Here is a 12223-nt window from a genome sequence, read left to right as displayed (position 1 = left end):
CGATCCAAAGTCGTGCTAGCTTGATTGGATCGTCGATCCAAACGCCTCTGGAGGGAACGCCATGACGACCCCGGTCACGATCATCGGTGCCGGCCTCGGCGGTCTGGTGCTGGCCCGCGTCCTGCACGTACACGGCATCCCCGTCACGGTCTACGAGGCGGAGCCCTCACCGGCCGCGCGCCGTCAGGGCGGGATGCTCGACATCCACCCCTGGAACGGCCAACCGGCGCTCGAGGCGGCCGGCCTGACCGAGGGGTTTCGCGAGCTCGTCCTGGAGGGCCGCGAGTCCTACCGGGTCCTCGACCGGAAGGGGACCGTGCTGCTCGACCGGCCCGATGACGGCACGGGCGAGCGTCCCGAGGTGCAGCGCGGCGAGCTGCGGCAGCTGCTGCTCGATTCACTTCCGAACGGCATCGTCCGGTGGGGGTGCAAGGTGACCGGCGTGCAGACCCTGGACGAGGGCCGCTACAAGGTGGGCCTGGCTGACGGCACCACCGTCGTCACGAGTCTGCTCGTCGGCGCGGACGGCGCGTGGTCGCGGGTTCGTCCGCTGCTCTCGGGCGCCACCCCCGAGTACGTCGGCGTCTCGGTCATCGAGACGTTCCTGTTCGACGGTGACACCCGCCATCCCGCCGCCGCGAAGGCGGTCGGCGCCGGATCGCTGTTCGCGCTCACGCCGGGTAAGGGAATCCTGGCCCATCGGGAGAGCGGCGGAACCCTGCACAGCTACGCGCAACTGGTGAAACCACAGGACTGGCTCGCCGGCATCGATCTCACCGATGCCGCAACCGTGACCGCGCGTGTCGTCGAGGAGTTCGACGGCTGGGCTCCCGAGCTCACCGCCCTGATCACCGACAGCGACACCCCGCCGGTCCTGCGCCGCCTCTTCACCCTGCCGACCGGACACCGCTGGAATCGAACACCGGGTGTGACCCTGCTCGGCGACGCGGCCCACCTCATGCCCCCGAACGGCGAAGGCGCCAACCTGGCCATGCAGGACGGCGCCGCACTCGGCCAGGCCATCGCCGCCCGCCCCGACGACGTCGAGGCCGCACTCACCGAGTACGAACAAGCCATGTTCACTCGCGCCGCCGGCGTAGCCGCAGACGACGACATCTACACGATCATGTTCGGCGACGACGCACCCCACAGCATGGTCGCCATGCTGACCGGAGCCGAGCAGGGTTCATGAACTGCGGCGACCCGCGCAACGACGCGCCCGTGCCAGCCGAACGTGATCGACCGCAGGGCGCAGTTCGTGAGCCACGGGCCGCGGTCACGGTCGTCGTCCCCCGGCGGGGATGGCGGTCATGGCGCTCGCCCAGCATGCGCAGCGCCCCTTTCGGCGGGAGGCGTCGCGATGCATCCCCGAATCGGTGGTCGAACGCATCATCGGAGCGTCGGTCCTAGGAAGACCGCTCCGTTCCTGGGCCATCGAGGGCGATGGCAGTGTGAAGGCCTGTCCGAAAGAGGAAGAGCGGTGATCAGGCGATGAAGGCGGTGCGGTTCCACGAGTACGGCGGGATCGATGTCCTGCGGGTGGAGGAAGTGGAGCGTCCGGTGCCCGGCCCCGGGCAGGTGCTGGTCGAGGTCCGTGCGGCCGGGATCCAGCCCGGCGAGGTGATGATCCGGCAGGGTGCGCGGCACGAGCGCTGGCCGGCGACGTTCCCCTCCGGGCAGGGCAGCGATCTGGCCGGACTCGTGGTGGAGGTCGGTCCGGAGGTGCGCGGTGTCGCGGTGGGCGACGAGGTCCTCGGCTTCACTCACAAGAGGGCGAGCCACGCGGAGTTCGTCGTGGTGGACGATGTGCAGCTGACCCCGCGTCCGAAGGGGCTGTCCTGGGAGGTGGCCGGGTCGTTGTACGTGGCCGGCACGACGGCGTACGCCACCGTGTTCGCGGTCGACCCCGGGCCGGGCGACACGGTCGTCGTGTCCGGCGCGGCGGGCGGCGTCGGGTCCCTTGCGGTACAGCTCGCGCGGCGGCGCGGCGCCACGGTGATCGGGCTGGCGAGCGAGCCGAACCACGCTTGGTTGAAGGATCGCGGTGTCGTTCCGATCGCGTACGGGGAGGGTGTGGCCGAGCGGATCCGGGAAGCCTGCGGCGGGAAGGTCGACGCGTTCATCGACACGTTCGGCGACGGCTACGTGGAGCTGGCAGTGGAGCTGGGCGTGCGGCCCGAGCGGATCAACACGATCTGCGACTGGCAGGCCGCGGCCAAGGTCGGTGCGCGTACCGACGGAGAAGGCGCCGCGGCGTGCGCGGTCGTGGTCGGCGAGCTGGCCCGGCTCGCCGCGCGTGGGGAGCTCGAAGTGCCGATCGCCCGCACCTACCCACTGGAGCAGGTACGGGACGCGTACCGCGAGCTGGAACAGCGGCACACTCACGGCAAGATCGTGCTCCGTCCCTAGCGGGGGAAGGCAAGCCGTTCGCCCCCAGGGTTGACCTTGACCTTAGGTCAGCGTGCACGCTGAACGGGTGACCGACCCCGCGGCCGATCGAGACGTTCGGCGGTGGCCGCTTCGTTCGAGGCGCACGTCCGTGACGTCGACGCCGTCCTCAGGGCGAGGGGCGTCGACCGGCCGCTGCTGGTCGGCTGGTCCTACGGCGCGCCGCTTGCGCTGCACTGGGCCGGCCGGAACCCGGACCGCGTCCTGGGAGTGGTGTCCGTGGACGGCGCGTACCCGCGGGGCTGGACCGCCGGTGGGGCTGGCTGTTTCCGATGCTCCGTCCCCTGCACTTGTGCGCGAAGCTCCGGCTACCGCCGCTACGGATCGGCCGACCTGCTGCGGCTGGTCCAGATCTGAACGCTGGCCGCCGCCGGCGTACCGCTCGCCGAGATCGGGGCCATACTCGACGCCGACCCTGACCGGTTCGCCGCCGCGCTCGTCGACGTAGAACGGCGCCTCACCGACCGGATCGACGATCCGATCGCGCGGCGCGACACGCTGCGCCGGCTCGCCACCGGCGACCGGGCCCTGCTGCCCGACCGCGTTCTCACGAAGCTGGACAGGGTGGCCGCCGAGCTGGGGTTCACCCCGGACGACGTGACGATGGCCCGGGAGGGCCTGGTGCTGATCAGGGCCCTGGTGCCGGAAGGCTTCGACGACTGTGTCACCAAGGTCGAGCGCGCACTCGACGACCCTCGGTACGTCTCCTTGGTCAAACGCCTGTGGTGTGCCGCCGAGTGGGAGCCGGAGGACCCCCGGATCGACGAACTCGCCACAGCCATGGCCGACCACTTCCTCGCCCACCCCTCGCTGATGCCGATCCCGGCCGGACTCCGGGCCCGCGCCGACGGCGCGATTCGCTACAGCCTGCTCAGCCACCACGGACAAGAGCAGAAGCCGGCCTGGGCTCGGCTGGATGAGTTGTCCGAGGCAAGAATGCGCTCGGCCGGCATCGACCTCCCGTAGCGGACTCCCCGGCGCTTATGAAACCGACGAGCGTGGCGAGGGCCCCATCCCGGCGAAGAGAGCGTTGAGGATCCGGTCGACATACTCATGGGTCAGTTGTTCCTGAGTGATCAGGAGCTGGAAGTACAGCGGGCCGGACAGGATCGCCATCGCCAGGTCGAGTTCGAAGCCGGGTGACAGCTGGCCCTGGTCGCGGGCCGCTTTCAGCCGGGCGACGGTCTTGTCCGCCTGCGGGGTGATGAAGCGCTCGTTGAGCGCGGCGGCGACCTCGGGATTGTGCTGGGCCTCGCTGATCAGGGCCTTGTACAAGGGGCCGAAGGGTGGCGTGGCCAGCAGGTCGACGGCCGCGCGGATCTGCGCGCGCAGGTCGGCGACGATGTCGCCGGTGTCGGGATAGTCCAGGCCGGGCTCGTTCAGCGACAACAGCGAGTCGAGCAGCAGGGCGCCCTTGGACGACCATCGGCGGTAGATGGTCTGCTTGCTCGCGCCCGCACGGGCGGCGACCGCTTCAATGCTCAGTTTGGCGTAGCCGATCTCCTGGCCGAGCTCCAGCGTGGTCCGCATGATGGCCTCGGTCCGGTCGGCGCCGCGACGATGGGGCGTGTCGGTCATGCCGACACCTTATCGGTACGGTACGTGCCGTACTTGACATCGGAAGCCCCACTTGGACATCATCCTATCGGCACGGTGCGTTCCGTACCGATAAGAGCTCCCAGGTCCCAAGGACTCCACCCTCACCTCTTCGGAAAGAAGACGATTTTTGATGCCCATTCCTGCCGACCCGACCGTGGTGCATCCCATGCCCGAGCAGCCCCGGGTAGTGCTGCTGAGGCCTCTTGTCACCTCGCCGCTGATCGAGGTCGGAGAGTTCTCCTATTACGACGACCCGGACGATCCGACCGCCTTCGAGACCCGCAACGTGCTGTACCACTACGGGCCGGAAAAGCTGGTCATCGGGAAGTTCTGCGCGCTGGGGGAGGGCGTGCGGTTCATCATGAACGGCGCCAACCACCGCATGGACGGGCCCTCGACGTTCCCCTTCCCGATCATGGGCGGCTCCTGGGCCGAGCACTTCGACCTCATCACCGGTCTGCCCGGACGGGGTGACACCGTGGTCGGCCACGACGTCTGGCTCGGCTACCGGACCACGGTGATGCCCGGCGTCCGCATCGGCCACGGAGCGATCATCGCCTCCGGTTCCGTCGTCGTCGACGACGTGCCCGACTACGGCATCGTCGGCGGCAACCCGGCCCGGCTCATCCGCCGCCGCTACCGCGACGCCGACATCGACCGCCTCCTCGCTGTGGCCTGGTGGGACTGGCCGCTCCAGCAGATCACCGAGCACATCCGCACGATCATGTCCGGCAGCATCGACGACCTGGAGAAGGTGACCGCTACTTGGGAGTCGAGTCATCATGAGTGACCCGCAGGTGGAGCACACCGTGCAGGCGAAGTTCGAGATCGTTGAGTTCGACGAGACGGTGTATGACGAGCACGCCGAGGGGCCCAAGCTGACCCGGGTCACGATCCGGAAGCGCTACCAGGGCGTGATCGAAGGAACGGGTGTCGCCGAGGTGCTGACGGCCCAAGGCGGCGCCGGCGGTGGCTACGTCGCCTCGGAGCGAATCGAAGGCACGCTCGACGGCCGCCGGGGCACCTTGGTCATCCAGCACTGGGGGCTGGCCGATGGAGCCGAACAGAGCAGCGAAGGGAGCATCGTCCCGAACTCCGGGACGGGAGAGCTCGCCGGGATCGCCGGTCGGGCGATGGAGCGCGAGTTCCAGGTGCTCACGCTGGTCTACACGTTGTGAGATCACTCGAGCCGGATCCTGGCTCGCGGTTGCGACATCTGACCTCCGTTTCACAGTTCCAGCACTTCGGAATCGAGCTATCGGCATGCCTGCTTCGTCCCATCCCAACCCGTTCGCCGGCTGGCTTCGCCGCCAGGCCGTCCCGCTCACCCACCTCGACCCTGAGGCGCCGCTCGACGATCTGAAGCCGGTACGCGACATCATCGGCGACGCCCGCGTCGTCGCGATCGGTGAGAACTCCCACTTCATCAACGAGTTCTCACTCATGCGCCGGCGCATCCTGCGGTTCCTGGTCGAACACTGCGGTTTCACCGTCCTGGCCTTCGAGTACGGCTTCAGCGAAGGCTTCCCCCTTGACGCCTGGGCCCAGGGGGAGGGGACGGATGATGATCTGTCGGCCCATCTCGCCGAGGCGATCCCCGTGGGAGTCGATGAGCCGCTGCGCTGGATGCGCCGGCACAACGCCACAGCCGGGGTGCCGGTGCGTTTCGCCGGGATCGACATCCCGGCGGCCGGTGGATCCCTGCTTCCCGCGCTGGCCCCGGTCGCCGACTACCTGCGCGAGATCGATCCCGAAACCCTCCCGGCGGTCCAGGCGGCGATGCGGATGGCCGAGTCGTTCGCCGGTGCCTCCGCGGCCTCGGCCGCGCCGGCCTGGACGCGCCTGGCCACTGCCGAGCAGGACGCTCTCAGTGCTGTCCTGATGCGCCTGCTCATCCGGTTCCGCGCCGTCGAAGCGCTGTACGTCTCCCGTGGCGATCAGCACAGCTATGACATCGCCGTGCGTCGCATCGAGGCCGCCTGCCACGCCGACTACGGCTTCCGTGCCATGGCCGGCCTGTACGCCGGGAACGGGCTGACCGCCGACACCTCGGCCCGCGACGTCTACATGGCCGGGTCGGTCCTTTGGCACCTGGAGCGCCTCGAACCCGGGGCCCGCATCGTGCTGGCGGCTCACAACGCCCACCTCCAGAAGGTGCCGATCTCCTTCAACGGTCACCTCACGGGGCTCCCGATGGGACAGCACCTGCAGCGCGTACTCGGCGATGAGTACTTCGCCCTCGGCCTGACGAGCACCACCGGACACACAGCCGACATGCGGCCCGACGAGAACGCGCGCTTCGGTTTCGCCATCGACAACACGGCGTTGGAGGCGCCCGAGCCGGGAAGCGTCGAAGCCGCCTTCGCGGATGCCGGCCTGGGGCTCAGCATCGCCGACCTCCGCCGGGCACGCCGAGAGGCCGTTGCCCCGGGTCCCGATCGCATCCGGATACAAGGCGCCTACTTGCACACCCCCGTCCTCGACGCGTTCGACGGCATCCTCAGCACCCCGACCTCCACCGTCGCCGACGGCGTCGAAAGCTGAACCGTCCAGGAGATCGTCGGCCGAGGCCAGAACCTGCAGAAACAGGGAGTAACGAGATGCATGTATTGCTGACAACGACGGACTGTAAGGGAGCTACCCGGTGATGAACACCGATGTGATCATTGTGGGGGCCGGTCCGACCGGCCTGATGCTGGCGGCCGAGCTGCGCTTGGCCGGGGTGCGTCCGCTGGTGCTGGAGCGGCATCCGCAGCGCCGGGACACTCCGAAGGCAGGTGGTCTCGGCGGGCAGATCCTGGAGCTCCTGCGCTACCGGGGCTTGCTGGAACGGTTCGAAGCGGCCTGCACCGGCCCTGCTCCGGCTCCCCGCTTCCCCTTCGGCGGTGTGCACCTGGACTTCACCCAGCTGGCAGATCCCCCGCTGCACGCCCTGCCGCTCCCGCAACAGCTGCTTGAGCGGCTGCTCGACGAACGCGCCGGCGAGCTCGGCGTCGACGTCCGCCGCGGGCACGAGGTGGCCGGGGTGAGCCAGGACGAGGCCGCGGTGAGCGTGGACGTGCACGGCCCGGACGGGCCGTACCGGGTGATCGCCCGCTACCTGGTCGGGTGTGACGGCGCGCGCAGCCGGATCCGCGACTGGGCCGGCATCGGCTTTCCCGGAACCATCTATCCGGAGGTCAACCGGCTGGCCCAGGTCACCTTGCCCGAGAAGGTGACCGTGCTCGGCAACGGCGATCTCGACGTGCCCGGCTACGGCGCTGTCCACGCGGGTTTCACCCGGACCGACCGTGGTCTGTTCGGCGTCGGCTCCTCGCCCGGCTCCCAGACCGTCTCGCTCTACACCATCGAGGACGAGAGCACCGAGTACGACGACGACGTCCCGATGACGGTCGCCGAACTGCAGGACAGCGTCCGTCGCGTGCTCGGCGTGGAGCTGCCCGTGGGAGAGGCGCTCCGGCTGTCGCGCTTCACCTTCAAGGCCCGGCAGGCCGAGCGCTACCGTGAGGGGCGGATCCTGCTGGCCGGCGATGCGGCGCACCTGTTCCCCGCCACCGGGGTGGCGCTCAATGCCGGCATGCTGGATGCCGTCAACCTGGCCTGGAAACTGGCCGCGAACCTCCACGGCTGGGCGCCGACCGGCCTGCTGGACACCTACCACAGCGAACGCCACCTCGCCGGCGCCCGTACCATGCTGCACACCCGAGCCCAGGTGGCACTACGGCGCGGGCACGACGCGGCCGCCGAAGCACTGCGGGAGGTCTTCCAGGAACTCCTCACCGACGAGCAGCCGCTGCGCCGCATGGGAGCGCTGGTCGCCGGCACCGACATCCGCTACCCGATGCCCGGCTCCGACCACCGCCCCCTCGCCGGCACCTTCGCCCCCGACCTCACCCTCCACACCGGCCAGGGCAAGACCAGCGTCGCCGAACTCCTGCACCCCGCCCGGCCGATCCTGCTCGACCTCGCCGACCGCCCGGACCTGCGCGAAACCGCCCAAGACTGGCAGCATCGCGTCGACATCCACACCGCCAAGACCGACCTTCGGCCGGCCGACGCCCTGCTGATCCGCCCGGACGCTCACATCGCCTGGGCCGCGACCATCGACGAACCCACCGGCACCGCCGCGCCCGCCCTGCGCGAAGCACTCTCCGGCTGGTTCGGCACGCCCTGATCATGCCCTGCGAGATGGACAGAGGGTGCCTCATCAGCTCAGACCATGGTGGCGCAGGGGCCGGTAACCGGTAGCGTCGAGTTCGGCCAGTTCGGTGTGGATCTCCACCACGCCCGCCGGCGCCGCAGGGCCTGCCTCCTGGCCCTGCGAAGCGCACGTCAGCTGGGCGGGAGCCGGTCCGTCCATTCGGCGTCGATCGTCACCATGCCGTCCTGGGTTTGGGCCATTCCGCCTGCGAGGGGAGCCCATGCGGAGGTTTCACGGATCCGCCCGGTATCCGGGTCGACGATCATGGTGCCCTTGCCGAACATCACCGGGACCCGCAGGTGTCGCCCGCCGCCGGTCTCGCCGAGGTCGACGCCTCCCGGCCGTGAGGCGAGCGCCCGGTAGGCGGCGGCACGGACCTGGGGCGAGACCGGCGCCTCCATGGCGGGGCCGTCCTGTTCGGCGGCCGTGATCGATTTTCTGCTGGTACGGACACCGCTTGCGGAGACGGCCGACCGGAGCCGGGTATACAGGGCGTCCAGCCACAACCGGAGGGGGTTCCACCGCGTGCCCCGCCTGCATCTGGCGGGTGGAGCGGGGCGTCATGCCGTTGACCGACGCGCCGGCGGCTCCGGTCCCCACTACGCCGACGGCCGCGCGGCCCAGCACCGAGGCCTCGCCGCCAGGGGAGGGGGAGCCTCGGATTGCGGCTGGGACGGGCCGACAGCATGCTCCAGGAGTTCGCAGAGCGCCGTACCGGTCACTTCATGTCGACGGTGAGTAACGACGCACGGCCCGTATGATCAACCGGTGCATGAAGGGATCTTGGTTCTGCTCGCCGGGGCTCCGGGGTCGGGGAAGAGCACGCTGCTGCCGCACCTGCTGAAGGCCGCCGACGGGCTGGTCGTCATGGACATGGATGAGCTTCTCGAAGACGGCAGGCTCATCGGCGTACCGATCGCGACCATGGACGCCGCACCCGTCTGGCCCGTCTACGACCGCATGTGGACCCGCATCGTCACCATGGTCCGGCGAGCCGGCCATCCCGTCCTCCTGCTGTGCCCCGTCCCCGACGCCGACGAGCTCGCACCGGGCGGGCGATGGACCGGCGACGTCCACTGCGCCCTCCTGGACTGCAGCGACACCGAACGACTGCGGCGACTGCGAGCACGCGGTGACATGCCGGACGAGGTCGAGGACGCGATGGCGGACGCCGCCCGGGCGCGTACTCTCATCCCCACCGTGTTCCGCACCGACGATGCCGACGTCACAGAGTTGGCCACCCGGATCGCTGACTACGCCAACAAGCTGCGCCTCCAGTAGCCGCCCTCCGACGGCCCCGACCGGCAGATGAACAAGCCGGAGCGGGCCCGTCCTGGCCAGGCTCTCAAGGCCCTGCGCGCCGACGGGCTCACCCTGGCCACGGAGACCCTGGCGGCGGCCTGCGAGGTCATCGCCTACTGCGTGGGCCACTCGGGGACCGCCGTCGAATACCTGGCGCTCCGGCCGGCCGGTCTCGGTCTGAAGGCGCGTCAGCCCCGGCGACACCTGGTGTTGCCGCTGGGGCTGGCAACGTGATCGTGCTCTTCACGCCCGCCCGGCTGTTCTCCGAGCTGGAGGTGCTGCTCGACCGGGAGGAGGCGGTCGGGGCAAGGTGGTCCTCATCACCGACCCACTCGGCCCGGTGCTTGGCCGTCCAGCACTCGGGCGGCAGTGTGGTGGTGAGCACGGGGGTCGGGGCGTGGTTGGGCAGCAGCACCCCGCCTGCGCCGACGCGCAGGTGCCGCGTGGCGTCGGCGAGGTGGCCGATGAGGACGGCGGGGGCGGAGCTGGCGACGCCGCGCATGCCGTGATGCTCGGGGACCCAGTAGCGGTGAAAGCCCAGCGCGTCGGCCAGCTTCGCGAGATCCACCGTGTTGTGCAGCGCCTGGCTCGGTGTGGACCCCTGAACGATCGGTGAGGTGTCCAGCACCGAAATGCGTACGTCAGCCTGCCGGCACCCGCGCATGCTCGTCCTCTCCGGTCCCGCCACGGCCATTCATCTCCAGCGCAGTATCGCGCGGTCCCGCAGGCTGGTCGGCGTCGGTGGCGACGCATCGGATCGCCATGTACTGGCGCGCCGGCAATGGGACCCGGAAGCTGCCCGAGTACGTGCCGGGCAGCGTTTCGACGGTCATGTTCCACGTGTCGACCACGTCCACCGTCCAGACCGTGCCGGGCTCCATCGTGACATCGCGATACGACGGCCGGTTGAAGCCGAAGTACGCGATCAGGTAACGCGACGCCACGCCACCCCAAGGGGTGTCCCAATCGCTCGGCAGCGGGTCGAGCACCCCGGTCGGCGACTCCTCGATGATCCGTCTGAGAAAGGCGATCCGATCCGGGCTCGAGCCGACGAGCTCGCCGCCCTTCGACCACCACAGCTCTTCGCGGTCGTTGAGGTAGGTCTCCCCGTGCCCGACATAGCCGCCGCGTACCGCGCCCTCCCAGAACCGCCGGGTCATCTCCTCGCCGGTGATGTTGCCCCACCCCTGGTCGATGTCTCCTTCGTAGGCGCATTCATCGATGACGACGGGTTTGTCCCACTGTTCACGCCACTGGTCGGTGTTCTCGGCGGTGCGGTACACGTCGATGCGCTGCGCGCTCGCGTGAGTGATCCACGGCCGGCCGTAGTCGTAGAAGCGGAAGCAGTTGTGGATCGAGAGCAGGTGCCCGATCGGGTCCTCTTCGACGACGATCGCGGCCAGCCGCTCCCAGTCGTCGACGGTCTTCGAGAACAGCAGGTCGTACTCGTTCGCGAGCGACCACCAGACATTCGGCAACGCCGACAATCGCCGAACCACGTACCGGACATAGCGGTCGTCCGCGGCGGTGCCCATGTCCGAGAAGCCCCAGCGGTCGTAGGCGTGGAACAGGATGACATCGGCTTCGACGCCGATCGCGGCGAGATCCGCGATCCGGCGCTCGAAAGCGCGGAAGTAGGCGGGGTCGAAGCGGGTGTGGTCCCACCCGCCGTCGCTGTCCGGCTCGAACGGGTAGAGCGGCGGCTCGTTGGCGTTGAACAGGTACGACTTGGGAAAGACCCCCATCCGGATCTTGGTGAACGGCGACTCGGCGAGCGTGCGCAGGGTCTGTTCCTGCAGCGTTTCGCTCTGGTGGGTCCAGGCGTACGCGGTCGTGCCGAGCGGCAGGTGACGCGTGCCGTCCGCGTACGAGAAGTGATACCGGTCCGCCACCCGGACAGGCCCTCGACCGGCGCCGGCCACCGCGGTGAGCTCGACGGTGACGCCGTCGAGGGAGGGCGTGGTCGCCTCCGTCGTGACGACCCAGCGTCCGGCCTGGTCCGGCAGCAGCCGGACGCGCCAGATCCCGTCGCCGTCGTAGAAGCCGCCGAGCCGGCGCGTCGAGCCGTCGGGGGCGGTCGCGCGTGCGCGCAGGTCGACGTCGACGAACGGGTTGCCGTGGTCCGGTCCGGCGAGGGCGAGCTCCCAGGTGGCCCACACTTCGCCCGTGGCGGGTGCGGAGAGCGCGCCGGCCGAGCCGCGCGGCGTACCGGCCGGCTCGTAGTGGGGGTTCGGCGCGATCGCGGGCGGGTCGGAGCGCACGCCCGGGTCGCCGGCGTCGAGCGCGGCGAGTTCGCGCCACAGGTCGTCGAGCTGTGCGGGGGAGAGCCGGGCGTACGGACCGGCGGCCGTGATCTTGCCGAGGGTGCGGCGGCGCAGCTGTATGAGCAGGGGAGAGTTCACGACGCCGGGTAGCGTGCGCTGGATGACGCCGCGGGCCTCGGCGTGGTCCAGGACGTCGGCGAGCAGGCTGCCCGGCCCGAATCCCCGGCCGCTCATGCCATGCCGCCCGAGGTGCCGCCCGAGGTGCCGCCCGAGGTGCCGCCCGAGGTGCCGCCCGAAGTGCCGCCCGAGGTGCCGCCCGAGGTCGTAGGTCCTGATCCTGGCGGCGGCCTCTTCAAGGCCGACGTACGCCTGGAACCACGTGGGCAGGACATCGTTGAACCGGTGCCAC

General features: G+C 69.9%; 13 protein-coding genes and 3 pseudogenes. 11 read left to right on the top strand and 5 right to left on the bottom strand.

The annotated features are described in order from the left end of the window. Positions 1-61 precede the first annotated feature (61 nt). The 4 genes and pseudogenes from ACWEPL_RS09630 to ACWEPL_RS09615 all read left to right on the top strand — a co-directional run bounded on the left by ACWEPL_RS09630 (position 62) and on the right by ACWEPL_RS09615 (position 3414). Positions 62-1192 (top strand): FAD-dependent oxidoreductase, encoded by a 1131-nt coding sequence (locus ACWEPL_RS09630; protein ID WP_452435748.1) that lies wholly within the window; start codon positions 62-64, stop codon positions 1190-1192. A gap of 299 nt (positions 1193-1491) precedes the next feature. After that, positions 1492-2409: an NADP-dependent oxidoreductase gene (locus tag ACWEPL_RS09625; protein ID WP_363973983.1), complete on the top strand. Its 918-nt coding sequence runs from the start codon at positions 1492-1494 to the stop codon at positions 2407-2409. A 93-nt stretch (positions 2410-2502) separates the two neighbouring features. After that, positions 2503-2805 (top strand): annotated as a pseudogene (locus ACWEPL_RS09620) (alpha/beta fold hydrolase); the annotation flags it as partial. 207 nt (positions 2806-3012) lie between these two features. Continuing rightward, positions 3013-3414: a hypothetical protein gene (locus ACWEPL_RS09615; RefSeq protein ID WP_452435747.1), complete on the top strand. Its 402-nt coding sequence runs from the start codon at positions 3013-3015 to the stop codon at positions 3412-3414. Between the two features lie 15 nt (positions 3415-3429). Here ACWEPL_RS09615 and ACWEPL_RS09610 read toward each other — a convergent pair whose 3' ends face one another. Beyond that, a complete protein-coding gene (locus ACWEPL_RS09610; protein WP_452435746.1) occupies positions 3430-4026 on the bottom strand; it encodes a TetR/AcrR family transcriptional regulator in 597 nt (198 codons plus the stop codon). A gap of 151 nt (positions 4027-4177) precedes the next feature. On the opposite strand from ACWEPL_RS09610, the gene ACWEPL_RS09605 reads away from it, so the two are divergent. From ACWEPL_RS09605 to ACWEPL_RS09590, 4 genes are all read left to right on the top strand, one after another. Continuing rightward, positions 4178-4837 (top strand): CatB-related O-acetyltransferase, encoded by a 660-nt coding sequence (locus ACWEPL_RS09605; RefSeq protein ID WP_452435745.1) that lies wholly within the window; start codon positions 4178-4180, stop codon positions 4835-4837. A 7-nt stretch (positions 4838-4844) separates the two neighbouring features. After that, positions 4845-5225 (top strand): DUF3224 domain-containing protein, encoded by a 381-nt coding sequence (locus ACWEPL_RS09600; RefSeq protein WP_452435744.1) that lies wholly within the window; start codon positions 4845-4847, stop codon positions 5223-5225. An 85-nt stretch (positions 5226-5310) separates the two neighbouring features. Continuing rightward, entirely contained in the window at positions 5311-6591 is a 1281-nt protein-coding gene (locus ACWEPL_RS09595) for an erythromycin esterase family protein (RefSeq protein WP_452435743.1), read from the top strand. 103 nt (positions 6592-6694) lie between these two features. Then, positions 6695-8221, top strand: coding sequence for an FAD-dependent monooxygenase (locus ACWEPL_RS09590; RefSeq protein ID WP_452435742.1), 1527 nt, complete (start codon positions 6695-6697; stop codon positions 8219-8221). Positions 8222-8379: 158 nt separating this feature from the next. On the opposite strand, the gene ACWEPL_RS09585 is transcribed toward ACWEPL_RS09590, so the two are convergent. Next, positions 8380-8754: a hypothetical protein gene (locus tag ACWEPL_RS09585; RefSeq protein ID WP_363973997.1), complete on the bottom strand. Its 375-nt coding sequence runs from the start codon at positions 8752-8754 to the stop codon at positions 8380-8382. Positions 8755-9016: 262 nt separating this feature from the next. Between ACWEPL_RS09585 and ACWEPL_RS09580 the strand changes: the two genes are divergently transcribed. The 3 genes from ACWEPL_RS09580 to ACWEPL_RS09570 are packed head-to-tail and all read left to right on the top strand — an operon-like array spanning position 9017 to position 10059. After that, positions 9017-9529 carry an AAA family ATPase gene (locus ACWEPL_RS09580; RefSeq protein WP_363974000.1) on the top strand — a complete coding sequence of 171 codons (513 nt, stop codon included), beginning with the start codon at positions 9017-9019 and terminating at the stop codon, positions 9527-9529. Positions 9530-9556: 27 nt separating this feature from the next. After that, entirely contained in the window at positions 9557-9784 is a 228-nt protein-coding gene (locus ACWEPL_RS09575) for a hypothetical protein (protein ID WP_452435901.1), read from the top strand. After that, positions 9781-10059 carry a hypothetical protein gene (locus ACWEPL_RS09570; RefSeq protein WP_452435900.1) on the top strand — a complete coding sequence of 93 codons (279 nt, stop codon included), beginning with the start codon at positions 9781-9783 and terminating at the stop codon, positions 10057-10059. The genes ACWEPL_RS09575 and ACWEPL_RS09570 overlap by 4 nt, the downstream gene beginning before the upstream one ends. On the opposite strand, the pseudogene ACWEPL_RS09565 reads toward ACWEPL_RS09570, so the two are convergent. The 3 genes and pseudogenes from ACWEPL_RS09565 to ACWEPL_RS09555 all read right to left on the bottom strand — a co-directional run. Next, positions 9996-10214 (bottom strand): annotated as a pseudogene (locus ACWEPL_RS09565) (LLM class flavin-dependent oxidoreductase); the annotation flags it as partial. The gene ACWEPL_RS09570 and the pseudogene ACWEPL_RS09565 overlap by 64 nt on opposite strands. Next, the gene (locus tag ACWEPL_RS09560) at positions 10192-12048 is read right to left on the bottom strand and encodes a DUF5605 domain-containing protein (RefSeq protein WP_452435894.1); all 1857 of its coding nucleotides are present in this window, start codon (positions 12046-12048) and stop codon (positions 10192-10194) included. The pseudogene ACWEPL_RS09565 and the gene ACWEPL_RS09560, both read right to left, overlap by 23 nt. An 84-nt stretch (positions 12049-12132) precedes the next feature. Further along, positions 12133-12223, bottom strand: a pseudogene (locus ACWEPL_RS09555) (transcriptional regulator); the annotation flags it as partial.

This window comes from Nonomuraea sp. NPDC004186 (genome assembly GCF_053603495.1).
This window is presented reverse-complemented; position numbering and strand designations above follow the sequence as displayed.

Coding starts and splice junctions, on each gene's coding strand:
- ACWEPL_RS09630 (WP_452435748.1), top strand. CDS start 62: ATGACGACCCCGGTCACGATCATCGGTGCCGGCCTCGGCGGTCTGGTG.
- ACWEPL_RS09625 (WP_363973983.1), top strand. CDS start 1,492: ATGAAGGCGGTGCGGTTCCACGAGTACGGCGGGATCGATGTCCTGCGG.
- ACWEPL_RS09610 (WP_452435746.1), bottom strand. CDS start 4,026: ATGACCGACACGCCCCATCGTCGCGGCGCCGACCGGACCGAGGCCATC.
- ACWEPL_RS09605 (WP_452435745.1), top strand. CDS start 4,178: ATGCCCATTCCTGCCGACCCGACCGTGGTGCATCCCATGCCCGAGCAG.
- ACWEPL_RS09595 (WP_452435743.1), top strand. CDS start 5,311: ATGCCTGCTTCGTCCCATCCCAACCCGTTCGCCGGCTGGCTTCGCCGC.
- ACWEPL_RS09590 (WP_452435742.1), top strand. CDS start 6,695: ATGAACACCGATGTGATCATTGTGGGGGCCGGTCCGACCGGCCTGATG.
- ACWEPL_RS09575 (WP_452435901.1), top strand. CDS start 9,557: ATGAACAAGCCGGAGCGGGCCCGTCCTGGCCAGGCTCTCAAGGCCCTG.
- ACWEPL_RS09560 (WP_452435894.1), bottom strand. CDS start 12,048: ATGAGCGGCCGGGGATTCGGGCCGGGCAGCCTGCTCGCCGACGTCCTG.